This is a genomic window from Streptomyces sp. NPDC038707 (assembly GCF_040636485.1).
Classification (GTDB): Bacteria; Actinomycetota; Actinomycetes; order Streptomycetales; family Streptomycetaceae; genus Streptomyces.
In genome coordinates this window covers 1-17,472 of the sequence record NZ_JBEZUP010000004.1, presented here as the reverse complement: position 1 = coordinate 17,472, position 17,472 = coordinate 1, and the positions used below count along the sequence as shown (strand labels likewise).

Below are 17,472 nucleotides of genomic sequence, written 5' to 3'. Positions count from 1 at the left end.
CAGAGTAGTGGGCGCATGGCGATGCCATGCGCCTTCCCCGGCGGAACTCCCCGTCAGAGCGCCCCGATGACCTTCCGCGGCGTGATCCGCACGACGACCCGCTCGGCGTCGCCGGCCGAGGCGGGGTTGAAGTCCCTGTAGTCCTTGCCCGTGTACTTGCGGCTGAGTTCGTCGATGAGTTCCGGGCCGCCGTCCGTCGTCATCGCGGCGGTGCCGCGGATCTCGGCGTACTCGTACGGCGAGCCGGGGTTCAGGACGACGACCGTCACCCGGGGGTCGCGCTCCAGGTTCCGGTACTTGCGGCGGTCGACGGTGGTGGAGAAGAGGAGGTCGTCGCCGTCGCGCTTCACCCAGACCGGCGACAGCTGGGGGCTGCCGTCGGGCTGGACGGTGCCGACGACGATGAACACCTTGTCGTCGAGCACGGACTTCAGACGGTCGGACAGTGCGGCGGACATGGGTACCCTCCGGAGTCGTGCGATCACTCACTGTGAGGGTACCTTCGCACGCCGTCAGCCCACCCGCACCACCAGCGCCGTCGCGACCGCCATCAGTCCCTCGTCGCGGCCGGGGAAGCCGAGGCCGTCGGTGGTGGCGCCGGAGACCGACACGGGCGCGCCGGCCGCCTCGGAGAGGATCTTCTGGGCCTCGTCACGGCGCTTGCCGATCTTCGGGCGGGGACCGATCACCTGGACGGCGACGTTGCCGATGGCGAAGCCGGCCGCGCGCACGATCCGGGCGGCCTCGGTGAGCAGCGTGACACCGGAGGCGCCGGACCACTCGGGGCGGCCGGTGCCGAAGTGCTGCCCCAGGTCACCGAGCCCGGCGGCGGAGAACAGCGCGTTGCAGGCCGCGTGGGCGACCACGTCGGCGTCGGAGTGGCCGGCCAGCCCGGGCCCCTCGCCCTCCCACTTCAGGCCGGCGCACCACAGCTCGCGGCCCTCTTCGAAGGCGTGGATGTCGGTGCCGATGCCGACCTGGGGAAGCAGCGGTGCCTCAGAAGCCATCGGTGAGCCTCCTGCGGGCCAGCACCGCCTCGGCGAGGACCAGGTCCAGCGGGCGGGTGACCTTGAAGGCCTCCTCGTGCCCGGGGACGGCCACGACCGTGTGCCCCAGATGCTCGACCATGCTCGCGTCGTCGGTGACGTCCCCGGTGACGGTCTCGTGGGCGCGGACCAGGGTCGCCCGGTCGAAGCCCTGCGGGGTCTGGACGGCGCGCAGCCGGGCCCGCTCAGGGGTGGCGACGACCGGTTCGGGGTCGCCGGCCACGGCCGCGGGCTCGACCTCCTTGACCGTGTCGGCCAGCGGCAGCGCGGGCACCACGGCGGGGGCGCCGTCGCGTACGGCCTCGACGACCGCGTCGACCGTCTCGACCGGGACCAGCGGGCGGGCCGCGTCGTGCACCAGCACGACGCCGTACTGCGGCGGCAGGGCGTCCAGGCCGAGCCGGACCGACTCCTGGCGGGACTCCCCGCCGGGGACGACCAGGAAGTCCGTCCTCTCGGGCAGCGCGTGCGCGTCGAGCAGGGACTTGACCTCGGCGGCGCCGTCCGGCGGGGCGACGACGATCACCAGGGAGACGTGGCGGGACGCGGCGAGGGCGCGGACCGCGTGGATGAGCATGGGCGTACCGCTCAGCGCGCGGAGTGCCTTGGGGGCGCCCGGACCGAGGCGCACGCCCCGGCCGGCCGCGGGAATCACGGCGGCGACGGGGGCCTGCGCGGGCGTGGGACGCGATTCGTCAGACATCGGTTCCTGTCAGGTTTGTGTGCTCGACCTACGTGGGTATGGCCTGGAGGAGTGCCGGGCGCGACGCCTTGACCGGACCCTTCCGTGACCCTGGTCGAGCCATCCGCCCGGGCCCGGCACGCCGAGTATCGGGGGGTTGGTCCACAGGCTTCCCGAGGCACGCCCCTGCGGGGACGAAGATGCCGCAGCGCCCGGCGACAGGATCAGTGTCATCGGGCACCGCGGCATTTCACTGCTGTGCTGGGCGTGCCGGAAGCGATGGTTCGCTGCCGCTGCGCGTCAGGAGGCGAGCACCTCGTCGAGCAGGGCCTCGGCCTTGTCCTCGTTCGTGTTCTCCGCGAGCGCCAGCTCGCTCACCAGGATCTGGCGGGCCTTGGCGAGCATGCGCTTCTCACCGGCGGAGAGTCCGCGCTCACGCTCGCGGCGCCACAGGTCGCGCACGACTTCCGCGACCTTGATGACATCGCCGGAGGCGAGCTTCTCCAGGTTTGCCTTGTAGCGACGCGACCAGTTCGTGGGCTCCTCGGCATACGGCGCGCGCAGCACCTCGAAGACCCGGTCCAGTCCGTCCTGACCGACCACATCACGCACGCCGACGAACTCCGCATTGTCCGCTGGCACACGTACCGTCAGGTCACCCTGGGCGACCTTCAGCACCAAGTAGGTCTTGTCCACGCCTTTGATCTGGCGAGTTTCGATGGCCTCGATCAGCGCGGCCCCGTGATGGGGATAGACCACGGTGTCGCCAACCTTGAACGTCATGTGACAGGTACCCCTTCCGTGGCTATCCAGGGTAACACGGATACGGCGTCTTCTGAATGGCGTTTTCGCAGGTCAGGGCATATCTCGGGGCTTGACAACAGCAACCGGGACGTGCTGCGGGAGCCTCACGGAAGCGGGTATTCGCAGGTGGGAGGGGCTCTTGGACCGAGGTGAAACGCGTACGTTACACGCCTCAGGAGGGCGCTCCAAGTGGCGGAACATCCCGTTTTGTCCGGTGCCACGCGTGCGACTTCCGCTACTCCGTTCGGTGCGCGCGGGTGGATGTGAGCCGAATCCGGAATTGATCGACCGCCGCCGGACGGGTGTGCCGTGATCAATTTCGAGGAGCGCGGCGCATTCCTTCACGGAAATTTCGCGACGGTCGCCGAGAGACGTGCGCCGTCGGTTATACGAATGGCGGACGAGTGCCTCCGCAATGTGACCGACGGGTCACTTGTGCTCCGTCCGGTACCCCCACCTGGAGGGACGGGCGGGGCTTGGGGGAGGGTCGGGTGCGGCGGCTCGGGAACGGCTCGGTAGCCTAAGGCCGCTGACAGACACTTAGGGCGGCTTTATAAGAGGAGCCGCCCGCGCGTTCAAGGAGTTGCCGCCGCCGTGAGCAGCAGCCTTCGACGCGGCGCCCTCGCCGCCTCCGCCATCGTCTTCTCGATCGCCTCGCTCGCCGCCTGCGGCGCCGGCAATGACTCGCAGACCCTGGAGATCAAGCCGGACAACGCGGCGACCAGCGTCGGCGCCATCAAGATCCAGAATGCCCTGGTCATCACCCAGCCCGACCTGAAGGCGACGGGCCCCGCGGTGATCTCCGCGACCCTGTTCAACTCGGGCGACAAGGCCGAGACCCTCGAGTCCGTCACCCTGGAGGGCACCGGCACGTCCGCCGACCTGAAGCCCGCCAAGGGCAAGGACGTGACCGTCCCCGCGGGCGGCTCGCTGGTCCTCGGCGGAAAGGGCAACGCCACCGCGACGCTGCCCAGCGGCCGTGAGGCCGTCAAGGACGGCGACGCCCAGAAGATCAGCTTCACCTTCAGCAGGACCGGCAAGGTGAGCCTGAGCGCCTTCGTGGTCCCGGCCACCAGCTACTTCGGCCAGTGGGGCCCGTCGGAGATCCCCTCCGGCAAGGCGTCGGCCTCCGCCTCGCCCTCCAAGTCCGGCGCCCCGGGCGCGAACCCCTCCGCCAGCGGCAAGCCCGAAAAGGGCGGCGAGCCGGCGAAGAGCGGCGAGGCGACCCCGTCGGGCTCCGCCTCCGGTGAGGCCGTCACCCCGAGCGACTCCGCCTCCCAGTCGGCCGCCGGGCACTGACGGGTCGTAGGCATACGCCGGCCGGCCGGCCGCGGATCCCTCGGACCGGCCAGCCGTCGCGCGCGGACCCGGCTTGCGGCCGTGACCGGCACGGGCCCGTCCTCATGACCGGGCCCCGCCCCGGCGGCCCCGCCGGCCTGATCCGCCGTCTGCCCGGGCACCCTGGACGACCGGCGCGCCGAAAGCACCCGGCCCCGCCCAGGTGACCGTCCGGCCGCCGGCGAGCACGAGCACCCTGGACGACCGGCGCACCGAAAGCACCCAGCCCCGCCCCCGATGGCCGCCCGGCACACGCACGCGAGCCAAGCCGGTCACCATGGCCCCGCCCCGGTAGCCCCGCCGGCCTGATCCGCCGACTGCCCGAACACCCTGGACGACCGGCGCACCGAAAGCACCCAGCCCCGCCCCCGATGGCCGCCCGGCACACGCACGCGAGCCGAGCCGGTCACCGTGGCCCCCGCCCCGGTAGCCCCGCCGGCCTGATCCGCCGACTGCCCGAACACCCTGGACGACCGGCGCGCCGGAAGCACCCAGCCCCGCCCAGGTGACCGTCCGACCGCCGGCGAGCACGGGCACCCTGGACGACCGGCGCGCCGAAAGCACCCAGCCCCGCCCCCGATGGCCGTCCGGCACCGGGCACGCGAGTCGGGCCCGGCCCGGTTCACGTGGGCCATGGACGCCGGAGGGCGGCACCCTGTATCCCGGGTGCCGCCCTTCGGCGTATGCGTGGCCTGCCGCGGCCTACGGCTCGAACTTGTAGCCCAGCCCGCGCACCGTCACCAGGTAGCGCGGCGCGCCCGGGTCCGGCTCGATCTTGGCGCGCAGACGCTTGACGTGGACGTCCAGGGTCTTGGTGTCGCCCACGTAGTCGGCGCCCCAGACGCGGTCGATGAGCTGCATGCGGGTGAGCACCCGGCCCGCGTTGCGCAGCAGCATCTCCAGCAGGTCGAACTCCTTCAGCGGCAGGTCGACCTTGGAGCCGGCGACGGTGACCACATGGCGGTCGACGTCCATGCGGACCGGTCCCGCCTCCAGCGCGGCCGGGGCGACCTCCTCCGGCTCGCCGCGCCGGCGCAGCACCGCGCGGATGCGGGCGACCAGCTCCCGGGAGGAGAACGGCTTGGTGACGTAGTCGTCGGCTCCTATTTCGAGACCGACGACCTTGTCGATCTCGCTGTCCTTCGCGGTCACCATGATCACGGGGACGTTGGAGCGGCCGCGCAGCTGGCGGCAGACCTCGGTACCGGGCAGGCCCGGCAGCATCAGGTCGAGGAGGACCAGATCGGCGCCGTTGCGCTCGAACTCGTCCAGACCGTCGGGACCGGTCGCCGCGACGGCGACCTCGAAGCCCTCCTTGCGGAGCATGTACGACAGGGCGTCGGAGAAGGACTCCTCGTCCTCGACGACGAGCACACGGGTCACGGAAGGACCTCCGGGGCGGGAAGCGAAGCGTACGGGGATGAGTCGGGGGGGCCGGCCTCGTCGTCGAGGCCGGGGTGCTGCTGTGCGCGGTCGCGGGCCGCGCCCGCCTCCGGCAGCCTGAGGGTGAAGGTGGAGCCCTGGCCCTCGGCGCTCCAGACCGTGACCTCCCCGCCGTGCGAGGCGACCACGTGCTTGACGATCGCGAGACCGAGACCGGTGCCGCCGGTGGCGCGGGAGCGGGCCGGGTCGACGCGGTAGAAGCGCTCGAAGATGCGCTCCTTGTCCTTGTCGGAGATGCCGATGCCCTGATCGGTGACGGCCAGTTCGATCATGTCACCACCGGGCGCGGAGACCCGGCGGGCGGCGATGCCGACGCGGGTGCGGGCCGGGGAGTAGTTGACGGCGTTCTCGACCAGGTTGCCGAGGGCGGCGGCGAGCTGTCCGCGGTTGCCCCACACGTGCAGATCGGCGGCGTCGCCCTCGCGTCGCCCGCCCTGGTCGGTCCCGTCGGGCGACCACACGTTCGAGGCCATGGTGATCTGCTTGGTGCCCGCCTGGTGGCGGCAGCGGTCGATGGCCTCGGCGACCAGCTCGTCCACCCGGACCGGCTCGGCGTCCTCCAGCGGGTCGTCGTTCTGCACCCGGGAGAGGTCGATCAGCTCCTGGACCAGGTTGGTCAGGCGGGTCGCCTCGATCTGCATCCGGCCGGCGAAGCGCTGCACGGCCTCGGGGTCGTCGGAGGCGTCCATGACGGCCTCGGAGAGCAGGGACAGCGCGCCGACGGGCGTCTTCAGCTCATGGCTGACGTTCGCCACGAAGTCACGTCGTACCGCCTCGATCCTGCGGGCTTCCGTCAGATCCTCGACCAGCAGCAGGACCAGGCGGGAGCCGAGCGGGGCCACGCGCGCCGAGACCGCGAGGGCCTCGCCGCGTCCGGTGCCGCGCCGGGGGAGATCCAGTTCGACCTGGCGTATCTCCCCGTCCCTGCGGGTGTCGCGGGCCATCTGGAGCATGGGCTCCACGGAGAGCGTGCCGCCGCGCACCAGCCCGAGGGCGTAGGCGGCGGAGCTGGCCTTGACGACGGCGTCGGCCTCGTCGAGGACGACGGCGGAGGAGCGCAGCACCGACAGCACGGTGTCCACTCCGGGCGGGAGTACGGGATCGGTATGCAAAGAAGTCCTGGTCGGTCGCTTCTGGTCGCGTTCGCTCCAGCGGAACGCCAGCATGGCGATGACGCCGGTGAGCACCCCGGCGATCGCTGCCGCTGCGGCGACCGCCGCGTTCACGTCCATGGCTCCAGGTTAGGCATGGGGTACGACATGCCCACAGCCGTCCGGGTGCGACCTCGAACACTCGTCGCCCAGAGTTCACCTTGGAGCCAGCACTGGTTCATTTGGGGTGGCGGAAAAGGACGCGTAGGGGGCACAGCGTGGAACGTGGGGCACGTACCGCCGGTTTCGCCAGGGGGCGCACGCGTGATGTGACGGCCCCCGAGATCCCCGGACGACCACGCACGAGAGGGAACCCACAATGCGGGACGCGTACCACGAGGAACTGGACTCGATCGGCGACGGACTGGTGGAGATGGCCCGGCTGGTCGGGTCGGCCATCGGGCGCGCCACGACCGCGATGCTCGACGCGGACCTGAAGCTGGCCGAGAACGTGATCGAGGCCGACCAGAAGGTGGACGAGCTCCAGCACGACCTGGAGGCCCGGGCGATAGCCCTGCTGGCCCGGCAGCAGCCGGTGGCCACCGACCTGCGGATAGTCGTCACGTCGCTCAGGATGTCCGCCGACCTGGAGCGCTCCGGCGACCTCGCCCAGCACGTGGCGAAGCTGGCCCGCCTGCGCTTCCCGGAGCGGGCGGTGCCGCAGGACCTGCACGCCACCATCCTGGAGATGGGCCAGCTCGCGCAGCGCCTGATGGCGAAGGCCGCCGAGGTCATCGTGACCAAGGACGTCGACCTCGCGCTCCAGCTGGAGCAGGACGACGACGAGATGGACCTGCTGCACCGCACCCTCTTCCAGCACCTGATCGACGACCGCTGGAAGCACGGCATCGAGACGGCCGTCGACGTCACCCTGCTGGGCCGCTACTACGAGCGGTACGCGGACCACGCGGTGGCCGTGGCCAAGCGGGTGGTGTACCTGGTGACGGGCGAGCACGCGGACGAGCTGCAGCCGGACATCCAGGGGGTCACGGGGGTGGAGGGGGCGTAGCCCTCCGGGGCCCCACAGGGAGCAGGGGGCAGGGGCTTCGGGTGCTCCGCCGTCGCTCGCCGGGGGCGGCGACTCGGCGCGGCCGTCCTGGTCGCCTCTGGCCGCCGGACGCCTCCGTGCGCCGTTGATGCGCCCGGCCGAACGGGCATGCAATGGGTGAGGGCATCCCTGCCCCGAGGTATTAGGAGGGGACCCATGGCCGAATCCCTTGGCAGCACCACGCCCGACCCCACGCAGGAGCGCGAGACCGAGCAGCCCGCCGAGATCAGGAGCCTTCCGCTGGTCGCCGCGTGCGGCTGCGGCTCCGGCTGCGGCTGCGGGTGCCAGGCGGGCAACCCCTGCCAGTGCGGCTGAACGACGATGCCGGGCCGGTGTGAACACCCTTCACACCGGCCTTCCGCCGCTCCGGGTGCCCTCCCCGCCGACGGGGCGCAGCATGGAGGTGCGGGAAGCGCAGGGTCGTAAGGAGGCGGGGACCATGGCCAGGTTCATGGACATCCACCGCGGCATGCGGGGCATCACGGCCGACCAGCTGATGGCGGCGCACCAGGCCGACCTCGCCGTCGAGCAGGAGGAGTCGGTCCACTTCGAACACGCCTGGGCGGACCCCGAGTCCGGCACGGTCTACTGCCTCTCCGAGGCCCCCTCGGCAGAGGCGGTGCAACGCGTCCACGAACGCGCGGGGCACCGGGCGGACGAGGTGCACCCGGTTCCCTTCGAGGTCTGACCCCGGCGTCTCACTGACCGGGGGCGCAGGCCTCGGCGATCGACAGGCTGTCCTCGTAGAGGTGGTGCCGGACGATCCGGCCGTCCTCGACGGTGAGCCGCAGCGCGAACGGCCCCGCGAAGGACTTGCCCGTAGCGCGTACGGTCCCCGACACGTGCCCCATCAGCACGGCGTCCGTTCCGTCGACGAGGAAGGCGTCCACGGAGGCACGCGCCTCCTCCGGCACGGTGTGCTCCGTCAACTCCGTGAACTGGGCGGCGCACTCGGCACCGGTGCGCCGCGGCCGGATCCAGGGAACGCCCGGGTTCTCGGCGAGCATCCAGTCCACTTCCCCGGCGAAGAGTTCCACGAGCCGCTCGGTGTCCCCGGCCAGCCGGGCGGCGAGGAACTCCTGCACCACGGCTCGGGTGTCCTCGGCGACGGCGACTGAACTCGTCGTGCTGGAACCGGGCTTGTCGGACATGAGGTTCTCCTGGGAGCTGCGGGGCCGGGTCCCCGGCGGGGTCCCGTCGTCGAACTCGACCCTGCCAGGGAGGAGCGGGGGGATCGATTACCCAGGAGGTAACGGGCGCGCGCGCACGATCTCAGCCGGCGGAGGCAGCCCGCCACCGGGCGGTGACGCACCCTGCCCGGCACCGGGCGGTGACGCTCCCCTCTTCCATGTGCCACCACTCCTTGGCCACGACGTCCCCGTAGTCGATTCCCCTGACGAACCAGGGCGTGTCGTCGACCCGTGCGGTGCCCGTCCCCCAGGTCGACGGCCCAGAGGCTCTCCACGGACGCCGGAGGCCCGCCTGGTACGTCCGTCATCGGAGACGGGCGGGCGGCCCTGGCACCCCCTCCCGTACGCTGACGCTCTCGGCGCGCCGCCACATGGTCAGGGGGAACATGGGCAGGGGGAACATGGTGGAGCAGCTCCAAAAGCTCGTCGCCCGCTACGGTGACCGCGAGCAGAAGCCCGTGCGCTTCCGTCCGGAGACGTGGCGCCGGTGGCTGGAGCCGTACGGAGCGACGCACGTCCTCGACGCCGGCGTGGAGTGTACGGGCGGGGCGAGCGGTGACCGGCTCATCGGCCGGGGCGACCTGGCCCGCCTCCGGGACCGCGTGGACGGAGACGATCCCGACAGCCTGCGCGACCTGTTCGTGGCCGTCATGATCTGGGGATCGGGCACCACCAACGGGCGTGGACCGCGGTACACCGGAGCGGCCCTGTCCGACCCGGACCGGACCACCGTCCTGCGGGCCACCCGGGAAGCGGTCCGGGAAGGCGACCTGAGCGGGGCGTACCAGCGGTTCGTCCTCAAGGGAGTGGGACGCTCGTTCTTCACCAAGTGGTTCGCCGCCGTGGACGACCGGGAGGCCCCGAGCGAGCGGGCCCTGATCCTCGACGACCGGGTCTTCCGCTCGCTGAACGCGCTCGGCTGGACCAGTTGGCAGGCGGCCGGCACGCGCCACTGGCCCACCCGGTACGCCGCCTACGTCAGCACCATGCACGACTGGGCCTCGGCCACGGGAGTCACGGCCGACTGGCTCGAGTGGCTCCTCTTCCATCTGAACGGTGACGTGGACGCGGCCTGAGCGCCCCCACCGCAGCGGCCGCTTCGTCCCCGGAGCGGTTCGGCCTTTCCGCCCGCTGGCCCACCCGCGACAATGGAGGAGCGCTGACACGACGTGGAGGGGGGACCCGATTCAATCGGTGCTGGAGAACATAGTCATCGGCCTGGTGACCAGCCTGCTCGGCGGTGCGTTCGTGTGGGTGTGGGAGCGGGCCAAGCGGACCCGGGAAGTGAACAGGAGAGCGGAGTTCTTCGGTGTCCGGCCCGGCCAGGCGTGCCTCGTGGTGCTGGGCAGCAAGTACAACTCGCCCGGGACCACGACCCATCGGGACGCCCGGGCCGCCATGGAACTGGCCGTGCTCGCGGGCGAGTTGGGGTGTGACGTCCTCGTCGAGACGGGAGCCTTCCGCGGCAGCAACGGCGACCGTACCGAATTCTGCGTGGGCGGCCCGCTCGGAGGCGCCAACCTGCGCACGGGGGGACACCTGGCCGCCCATCTCCCCGGCGTCACCCTCCACCCCTACGACAGCACGAACCCGGACTCGGTCGCCATCGAAGTCGGTGGTGAGAAGTACCTGTTCGACCGGGGGAACGAGGAGCACGTACTCGTCGCCAAGTTCACCCCCGCCGAGTCGAGCAAGCCGGTGTTCGTCGTCTGCGGGCAGTCCTCCACCGCGAACCTGGCCGCCATCCACTTCCTGCGGCGCGAGTTCGCCCAGGTGGCCAAGCGGCTGACCGCCGTCGACCGGTTCTGCGTTCTGATCAAGGTGTCCGACATCGGCACCTACCAGCATCACCGCGCGGCACTGGAACGGGACGTGTCCGCCGCCGCGTTCACACGGTGAGCCGGCTCACCTCCCCGGGACCTCGCCGAGGACCGCGGCGGCGGCCTGGTCCCAGCGCACCCGCCGGGCCAGTTCCCCGCGGAGCGCCGCGGCCTGCTGGAACGCGCCCTCCCGGTCGCGCAGCTTGCGCTCGATGTCACGGGCCCAGGTCTCCGCGTCCGCCTCGTCGTCGCCCGACACCTCGACGACGAACGAACTGGCCCGCTCGTCCCCCAGCTTCTCGCGCAGCAGCTCGCCCAGTCCGCTCGTCGAACTGACCAGGACCGGGATGCCCCGGATGATCGCTTCGAGTCCGGTCAGGCCGAACCCCTCCCTGCGGGACGGCATGATCACCAGCCACGCGGTGTTCAGATCGTCCTCGATGCGGTCCTGCTCCGCGGTGTAGACGCGCACCACGACATCCAGGCGCGGGTTCGCGGCCTGCTTGACGATCTCGTCGCGTGCCGCGTCCACGTCGGTCACCGGCGCGCCGCGCACCAGGAGCCGTACACCGCGCCGGATACCGGCCTCACGCAGCCGCTTCTCCACCTTGCCGCAGGCCGCCGCGGCGAGGTCCAACCCCTTGAGCTGCGCGTCTTCGACCCGCCCCAGCAGCAGTACCCGAGCCGGGCCTCCCTCGGGCGGCATACGGTCGGCCTCGGACACCGTGCTGTCGAACCCGGGATCGAGGCGGAGCGGCGGCAGCCCGGATCCGGTCCTGAAGTCGCCGAGGAACTCCTGGTGCAGCCGGGGACCCACCGCCACCACACGATGAGCGCTCCGGCCCAGGGCCCGCTCGATCCCGGTGCGGTTCTCGGCTCGCAGTCCGGCGTCATGGGACCGGTCGGGTTTGTACCACTCGATCTCGTCCGGGGCCATGTGCAGGATGTGCAGGCGACGGGCTCCGGGATAGAAGTCGTCGGCCAGTTTCTGCGCCGCGGGACCGGTGATCCGGCCGTGCCCCAGCACCAGGTCGGGCGTCACTCCCTCGGGCAGTCCGGGCCGGCTGGTCAGGCGCATGTCCTCGGACGCTCCGGGCCGGACGGGAGCGGGAAGCAGCGAGACACCGGCCTCCCCAGCGGCCTCCGCCTCCGCGGTGCTCGCGTCCAGGACGACACAGAAGACCCGGGCCCCGGCGGCGGCCAGGGCTCGGCACAGCTGCCGGTTGAACGTACTCAGGCCGCCCTGGGAGGAGGACCATTCGGTGGCCACGGAAAGGACGACGGGCCCACGACCGGCCCGCTCCCCCGCGGCTTCCTTCTCCGGCTCCTCGTCCCACCCGCTGGCCTGGTGTGTGCCGGTCCCGGCCTGCCGTGGACCTGCTGGCCCATCGGTCGTGACGCGCAGTACGGCGCTTGCCCGCTTCACCGCGTCGGCCAGGTCGACCTGGGTCTCCTCGTGCAGGACCGCCGCGCCACCGGGGTCGGGGAGCAGCAGGTAGTCCAGCAGGCTGTTCTGCACGGAGATGGACGCCAGCTCATCCGCGGCCAGCCGGATCTCCTCGGCGGCACGGTCCCGGTGACCGCCGATCAGGTGCGCCATGGCAGCGTTGTAGTGGCACAGCACGCGGCCGTACGCGTTGTCGGCGAGCTTCAGCGCGCGCCGGGACCACACGAGCGCGTCGTCCTCGCGGCCCGTGGCCAGGTTCAGGTACATGAGGCAGTTGGCCGCCGACCAGTCCGGGTCCAGGTCGAAGGCGGACTGGAAGCGGGCGCGTGCCCGGGTCGTGTCGCCGGCCGCGTACGCGGCGAACGCGGCCGTCCGATGGTTGACGGCCAGCTCGTCGCGCAGCCGTCCGGTGGCCTTCAGGAACCAGTCGTCGGCCGGCCAGGTCCGCAGCGGTACACGCACGCGCTCGGCGGTGAGGCGGCCGCCGAGGGCCTCGATGCGCTCCGCGGCCGCCCTGAAGGCGGGGGAGTCGGCCAGGGACACGTCGTCCGTGTCCGCCGCGAACAGCCACCGCTCGACCTCGTGCTCCTGGTAGGCGCAGGTGACCGTGGTGATGTCGAGTGCCCGGGGCTCACCGGCGCTGAGGACCGCGTAGTGCAGGTAGTCCACATGCGGAGCGGTGTCCGGGCCGGCGTCGGGAAGTTTCTCCAGGGCGTCGAGACTGGCCGCCACGTGCTTGGCATCCATGTGGTAGCAGCACGTCGGATAGATCCGCAAGGGCTCCCGCGCCATGTCGTGCAGCACGCAGAACAGCCGGTTGATCAGCATGGACCGGACGCTGGTCCGGCTTATGGCCTGGGTGTGCGGCATGGACCCGAGCGTGCGGGCGGACCACAGCCGGCAGTAGACCTCGTCGAAGAGTTCCGCGTCGGGCGCCAGGCGCACCGGGGCGTCCGAGGCGAGGATGCCCTCCGCGAGCAGCGACTCCCGACAGCGGTCGTACTGCTCCCGCGTGATCTCCGGCGGTCCGCCCATGCAGTAGGCGAACCAGGCCTCGTCCGGCGTCGCGTGGTCGAGCGCCGACGTCAGGACGTTGAAGGCGATCAGCTCGTCCCGGCTCATGGCACGGACCGCGCGGATCAGCGGCCGGTCGAGCACGTTGCGGTCCCCCTTCTCCATGCGCGACCTGATGCCTTCGAGCACCTCGGGGCTGAGCTGCATGTAGTCCGCGAGGCCGCTCTTCACCCGGGCGAACATCTCGTGGCAGTACAGCTGGATCGCGTAGGGATTGCCGTCGGTGATCCGCCTCAGGGCGGACACCAGCGACTCGGAGACCAGGCCGTAGACCCCGGCACTGCGCAGCGGACGCATCACGCAGTCCTCGACGTCCACTTGCTCGACGAAACCCCGGACCTCGATCTCCCTGAACTGCCGGAGGATCGGCGAGTGCACGTCCTTGATCCGCTGGATCAGCTCCGAGGTACCGGCGAGCACCAGGACGAGCCCGTCGACCCGGGTGGTGAGGAACCGCAGGATCGACAGCGCGCGCTCGTCCTCGGTGATCAACTGCGCCTCGTCGACGAGCAGCGCGATCGGATGCCCGAGGAGCCGCACGAAGAACGACAGATCATGCCGCAGGGCGGCTTCCGGCACCCGGGGCTCGGCACCGGTCAGGGCCAGCGCCTCCGGGAACTGCAGCGGCGCCACGGTCGACGCCTCGGCGGCCCCCGCCGTCACCCGGCGCACGGCCGCCGCGTCGAAGGCGACGCCCTTGCCGCTCCGCGCCGCCGCGTCCAGCACCACCGGCACCAACTCGTCATAGACCTTGCGGAAGAAGGCGACCGGTTCCCCGTCACCCTCGATCAGCTCCACCCGGACCGTCGTCAGCCCGCGTTCGGCCGCCATCCGCTCGGTGGCGTAGAGCAGGCTCGTCTTCCCGCTCGCCCGCTTGCCGTGCAACACGACACAGACCGACGGCTCGTCGACGGCCACCTGGTCCAACTCACTCGCGATGACCGCGGCTTCCTGGCTCCGCCCGGCAAAGAGCGCGGCGTCGCGGACCGGATGCCGGTAGTCGTACGGATTGCGCACCTGGGAGATGTCCACGGGTCCCCTCACCTCGGGGCAATCGTACGATCTGGGGGGCGGGGCGGGGGGCTTGTCCGCGGGCATTCGGGGCGGGCCGCTGCGCGGCAGCGGAGAGCACCTCGACTGCCGAACGCCCCCGAACGCGACAGCGTTGGGTCACAAGTCCGACGAGGGCGCGCCGATGACGGTTACCGCCGCCCTGCCGCTGTCGGTTGCGGACCGGGCAGTGAGGCTCAGCCAACGACGTCAGTCACGACGGTCCGTGTGCCGACTGATCAGGGCCCGCCGGTGCCACGCTCCGCCGCCGGCCTCAGCCGTGTCGACAGTGCCGTCGGCCAGAGCGAGCGCCGATGACCAGCGCTTGGCGAAGGGGGCTGGACGAGCCCTCAGCTTGGCAAGGTCCTTGACCCTTGTCCTGACCAGGCCTCGTACGCTCTGGGCGGCCGGAGGCCAACGCATCCTCAGAACTTGTAATTTGTGATCATCGCGTTGCCGAAGACGTCGTAGACCGACGCGTACCCCTGATCTGAGTCTTTCCATTCGGCGAAAGCCTTGACGACCGCGGTGGCAGCCGCCTGGGGGTCCTCCACTTGGGTCTTCCCGCCATTGATGTCAGTGGAGATGTAAGCGTTTCCGCTCTTTTCGTTCCACTCGCCGATGATGCGCTGCACACGTCCGACCGCGCCCTTCTCCTGGTCGGTTCCGTGCGCATTGACCCAGGAGCGGAACTCCTGGGCATTCTCCTTCGACTTCGCCTCGTCCGGGTCCGAGGGCAGTTTTTCCACGACTCCGATCTTGTCAGGTTTCGCAGAGCTCTCGGTGCTGCACGCGGAAGCTCCGGCGATCAGGACAGCGCTGAGCGCGAGAACGGCAGTGGTGTGGGGAGTGCGCTTCACAGGTGTCTCCATCGCATGCTCGTGTCAGATGCGATATGTCAGAGTACCGGCACGCCGAGCCAGGCGTGCCGGTACTGGTCAAATGGCTGAATCAGAACTTGATGGCGTCAGCCCTGTCGTTCCAGCTGCCCCCGTAGGGATAGTCGATGTTCTTGAAGTTCGAGTACAGGCTGTACCCGGCACCCAGGAACAGATGGGGGTCAGGCATCGCAGTACGGAAGTCGTACAACTCGACGCCCCGCTGAGGTCGATTGATGAAGGCAGACGTGGCCTTGTCCCGGAACGACGGCGAGTACTGGTCGAGATGGCGAGTCTTGGCCGTGTCGTAGGTCGGCCATTGCAGGCGTCGGCCCGAATAGTTCGAATCCTGCCAGAGGCAGACCCAGTTGCTGGGGCAGTCCTGGTACTTCTGGATGGTCACCTCTTGCGTCGACATCATGGTCACCCCCTGTGTCGCCGATGCCGCCGGCTTCGCCGCCAGTGCCCGCTTCGCTCCGGCCCGGGCCTCCGCTGTGGGAGCGTGAACGGCGAGGAACTTGTTGGCCTCGGTGTTGCTGTCGAAGCACTGCATCGTGCCGTCCTCCGACACTTCGGCGCAGATGTCCGCGCCGTTCCAGTCGGATGCCGGGTCGACCTTCTCGCTGTTGTAGTACATGTCCACCTTGTCGGTGGGGTCCGCATCCGCGTGGACCTGCGCCTCTTCCTCAGGCGTGAGGACGTCCGACAGAACTTCAGGCACCGAGCCCGGTTCGTCGGCAGCCAGAGACGGAACGACGGCGATGCCGGTCAGTGCCATCGACCCGACAGCCGCAATGGTCAGCATGGTGCGTATACGCACGAAGATCCCCTATTCTTCCGGTGCGTGAAAAAGTGGGCGTCAGGGCGACGTATCAGAGTGCCGGCCGGAGACCGATGGTCGAGCGGCAAACAATAAGCGTCGTTGCATGCTGACGTGACAGCAGAATCCAGCATTCTTCGCGCCGAGTGGCGAGCCATGAATTCACCGTCAGACCCACTATCCCCCTGTTTATGTCCGATCAGTACTGAGTTACTTGGTCGGAGTAACCCAGTCCGCTTCGCTTGCTCTGACGTCGACTGAGCACGAAGCACGACTGACCGGAACGCAGCAGAATGTAGCACACGATCGGCAATAGCGAACAGATGTTTTCGGTCATCGAGCGAAAGCGTCTGGCTAAAATCTCTGGCTAACCGGTCTGGCTAAAATCGCGAAGCCGACCACCCCAGCCACGACGTGCCCCTTCTCTGACATCAGGCGGCTGTTTGCTGTGCGCGGGGCGGGCGTCGGCCTGGCTGGAGCAGGGCGGAGACAGGAGCATAGGCCCGGCCGGGGGCCGGGCCTCGCGCGGGGAGCGGAGCGAGTCGCCTTGAACCAGTAGAGGAAGTTGCATCTCACTCCCCCGGGCGGGGCGTGAAGTCGTGTGCGCATGCCGGGAGTTCGGCGCTCTGCCGGTGGGCGAGGGGCAGGAAGAGTACGGGCCGGATTGTCCAGGTGATACGGGTGCTGCCGTGGGTCAATGACACCGTGCACGGTTCCGCCCGCAGTAGGGCTCGTCGGGTGTCGACGCGGCCGTCATACATCCATTCCCATGCTGCGGTGGAGGCGTCGGAGTCCAGTGCCGGGGAGATCGTTTGGAGGGCGACCGTTACCCAGCGGTCCGCCTGTGGAGCGGAGTAGGCGTCGAACGATGCCACCAGGGCCGGCGGCCCCTGCTCGGTCAGGGGTGCCGTCCAGCACTCGCACCAGAAACCCCTCTGCGGGGGCTTCATCAGCATTGAGGGCTTCCCGGCTGAGCGTCCGTGGACGGCTGCGCAGTGACGATGGTGAGGGCTCGGGCGAGATGGTCTGGTGCCGTGTGCGCGGGGCCGTCGGCCGGGTCGGCCAGCCAGTGCAAGAGGCCGCCGGTCCAGCCTGGCGGGGCCAGCACCACCCAGGATCCGGGCCCGAGCGCGCGTGTGTGCTCCCGTTGCCATGCGCGTGCGGTGCCGGGTGGAGTGAGGAAGTACAGCTGGTCGTTGCCCCGGTCGAGCAGGACTGGCCCCACAGGGACGTCGCAGAGTTCTAGGTAACGCATTGCTCGTGTGCCCACGGCGGACGTGATCCGGATGGCGTCCCAGTCCCGGCCGGCGGGGAGGAGCGTCGGCTCGTTCAGGTACTGGGTCCAGCGCGCGTGGGGCCAAGAGTGCCGGGGCGAGTGGTACGTGGTCATGGCTGTCTCCGTCCGCCTGGGGAAACTGCCGGAACCTGCGAGCGAGCGGTCGCCGATGAGGTCCGGGGTGTGCACCAAGCGTTCCGGGGCAACGTCAAGTGCGGTATGACCGGCGGGGGTTACCGAGGCGGGAATACACTCGTTCCCGGCTTCGTAAGAGGCTTGATCGCGCCTACGATCCCACCGGAAGTCGGTTCCTGTCAACGCTCTCTGAAATCTGACCCCCGGCGAGTCTCTGAAAACTGACCCCCCATGTTGTTGGCCGCCGAGTGCCCTGGTCGTGTCGTCAGG

At 70.2% G+C, this 17,472-nt stretch carries 17 protein-coding genes and 1 pseudogene; 6 read left to right on the top strand and 12 right to left on the bottom strand.

From position 1 onward, the window contains the following. Positions 1-53: 53 nt before the first annotated feature. The 4 genes from AB0E62_RS06985 to AB0E62_RS06970 all read right to left on the bottom strand — a co-directional run bounded on the left by AB0E62_RS06985 (position 54) and on the right by AB0E62_RS06970 (position 2,511). A complete protein-coding gene (locus AB0E62_RS06985) occupies positions 54-458 on the bottom strand; it encodes a PPOX class F420-dependent oxidoreductase (RefSeq protein WP_362189249.1) in 405 nt (134 codons plus the stop codon). Between the two features lie 54 nt (positions 459-512). Continuing rightward, positions 513-1,007, bottom strand: coding sequence for a 2-C-methyl-D-erythritol 2,4-cyclodiphosphate synthase (gene ispF / locus AB0E62_RS06980; protein WP_362189246.1), 495 nt, complete (start codon positions 1,005-1,007; stop codon positions 513-515). Next, on the bottom strand, positions 997-1,749 hold the full coding sequence (gene ispD / locus AB0E62_RS06975; RefSeq protein WP_362189243.1) for a 2-C-methyl-D-erythritol 4-phosphate cytidylyltransferase: 753 nt from the start codon (positions 1,747-1,749) through the stop codon (positions 997-999). The genes ispF and ispD overlap by 11 nt, the downstream gene beginning before the upstream one ends. A gap of 279 nt (positions 1,750-2,028) precedes the next feature. Further along, a complete protein-coding gene (locus AB0E62_RS06970; protein WP_003953493.1) occupies positions 2,029-2,511 on the bottom strand; it encodes a CarD family transcriptional regulator in 483 nt (160 codons plus the stop codon). A 615-nt stretch (positions 2,512-3,126) separates the two neighbouring features. Between AB0E62_RS06970 and AB0E62_RS06965 the strand changes: the two genes are divergently transcribed. After that, complete coding sequence (locus AB0E62_RS06965; RefSeq protein ID WP_362189240.1) at positions 3,127-3,831, top strand: DUF461 domain-containing protein; 705 nt, start codon at positions 3,127-3,129, stop codon at positions 3,829-3,831. 741 nt (positions 3,832-4,572) lie between these two features. Here the strand turns inward: AB0E62_RS06965 and AB0E62_RS06960 are convergent. Continuing rightward, complete coding sequence (locus AB0E62_RS06960; protein WP_030612283.1) at positions 4,573-5,253, bottom strand: response regulator transcription factor; 681 nt, start codon at positions 5,251-5,253, stop codon at positions 4,573-4,575. Then, positions 5,250-6,545 carry an ATP-binding protein gene (locus AB0E62_RS06955; RefSeq protein ID WP_362189237.1) on the bottom strand — a complete coding sequence of 432 codons (1,296 nt, stop codon included), beginning with the start codon at positions 6,543-6,545 and terminating at the stop codon, positions 5,250-5,252. Before AB0E62_RS06955 ends, AB0E62_RS06960 begins: the two co-directional genes overlap by 4 nt. Before the next feature lie 238 nt (positions 6,546-6,783). Here AB0E62_RS06955 and phoU point away from each other — a divergent pair, with 238 nt between their 5' ends. The 3 genes from phoU to AB0E62_RS06940 all read left to right on the top strand — a co-directional run bounded on the left by phoU (position 6,784) and on the right by AB0E62_RS06940 (position 8,200). After that, positions 6,784-7,473, top strand: coding sequence for a phosphate signaling complex protein PhoU (gene phoU / locus AB0E62_RS06950; protein ID WP_362189234.1), 690 nt, complete (start codon positions 6,784-6,786; stop codon positions 7,471-7,473). 195 nt (positions 7,474-7,668) lie between these two features. Further along, on the top strand, positions 7,669-7,827 hold the full coding sequence (locus AB0E62_RS06945) for a hypothetical protein (protein WP_362189231.1): 159 nt from the start codon (positions 7,669-7,671) through the stop codon (positions 7,825-7,827). Positions 7,828-7,951: 124 nt separating this feature from the next. Continuing rightward, positions 7,952-8,200, top strand: a complete 249-nt coding sequence (locus tag AB0E62_RS06940; RefSeq protein ID WP_362189228.1) for an SCO4226 family nickel-binding protein — start codon at positions 7,952-7,954, stop codon at positions 8,198-8,200. Between the two features lie 10 nt (positions 8,201-8,210). Here AB0E62_RS06940 and AB0E62_RS06935 read toward each other — a convergent pair whose 3' ends face one another. Together AB0E62_RS06935 and AB0E62_RS06930 are read right to left on the bottom strand one after the other, a co-directional pair. Then, a complete protein-coding gene (locus AB0E62_RS06935) occupies positions 8,211-8,663 on the bottom strand; it encodes a nuclear transport factor 2 family protein (RefSeq protein WP_362189225.1) in 453 nt (150 codons plus the stop codon). A gap of 220 nt (positions 8,664-8,883) precedes the next feature. After that, positions 8,884-9,010, bottom strand: a pseudogene (locus AB0E62_RS06930) (DUF4265 domain-containing protein); the annotation flags it as partial. A 78-nt stretch (positions 9,011-9,088) separates the two neighbouring features. On the opposite strand from AB0E62_RS06930, the gene AB0E62_RS06925 reads away from it, so the two are divergent. Together AB0E62_RS06925 and AB0E62_RS06920 are read left to right on the top strand one after the other, a co-directional pair. Beyond that, entirely contained in the window at positions 9,089-9,778 is a 690-nt protein-coding gene (locus AB0E62_RS06925) for a hypothetical protein (RefSeq protein ID WP_362189222.1), read from the top strand. Positions 9,779-9,896: 118 nt separating this feature from the next. Beyond that, positions 9,897-10,601, top strand: coding sequence for a hypothetical protein (locus tag AB0E62_RS06920; protein WP_362189219.1), 705 nt, complete (start codon positions 9,897-9,899; stop codon positions 10,599-10,601). Between the two features lie 6 nt (positions 10,602-10,607). On the opposite strand, the gene AB0E62_RS06915 is transcribed toward AB0E62_RS06920, so the two are convergent. The 4 genes from AB0E62_RS06915 to AB0E62_RS06900 all read right to left on the bottom strand — a co-directional run bounded on the left by AB0E62_RS06915 (position 10,608) and on the right by AB0E62_RS06900 (position 16,747). Further along, positions 10,608-14,075, bottom strand: coding sequence for a glycosyltransferase (locus AB0E62_RS06915; RefSeq protein WP_362189216.1), 3,468 nt, complete (start codon positions 14,073-14,075; stop codon positions 10,608-10,610). A gap of 443 nt (positions 14,076-14,518) precedes the next feature. After that, positions 14,519-14,953 (bottom strand): hypothetical protein, encoded by a 435-nt coding sequence (locus AB0E62_RS06910; RefSeq protein WP_362189213.1) that lies wholly within the window; start codon positions 14,951-14,953, stop codon positions 14,519-14,521. Positions 14,954-15,044: 91 nt separating this feature from the next. Then, positions 15,045-15,791: a peptidase inhibitor family I36 protein gene (locus AB0E62_RS06905; protein WP_362189210.1), complete on the bottom strand. Its 747-nt coding sequence runs from the start codon at positions 15,789-15,791 to the stop codon at positions 15,045-15,047. Positions 15,792-16,363: 572 nt separating this feature from the next. Then, on the bottom strand, positions 16,364-16,747 hold the full coding sequence (locus AB0E62_RS06900; protein ID WP_362189207.1) for a hypothetical protein: 384 nt from the start codon (positions 16,745-16,747) through the stop codon (positions 16,364-16,366). Positions 16,748-17,472: the final 725 nt, after the last annotated feature.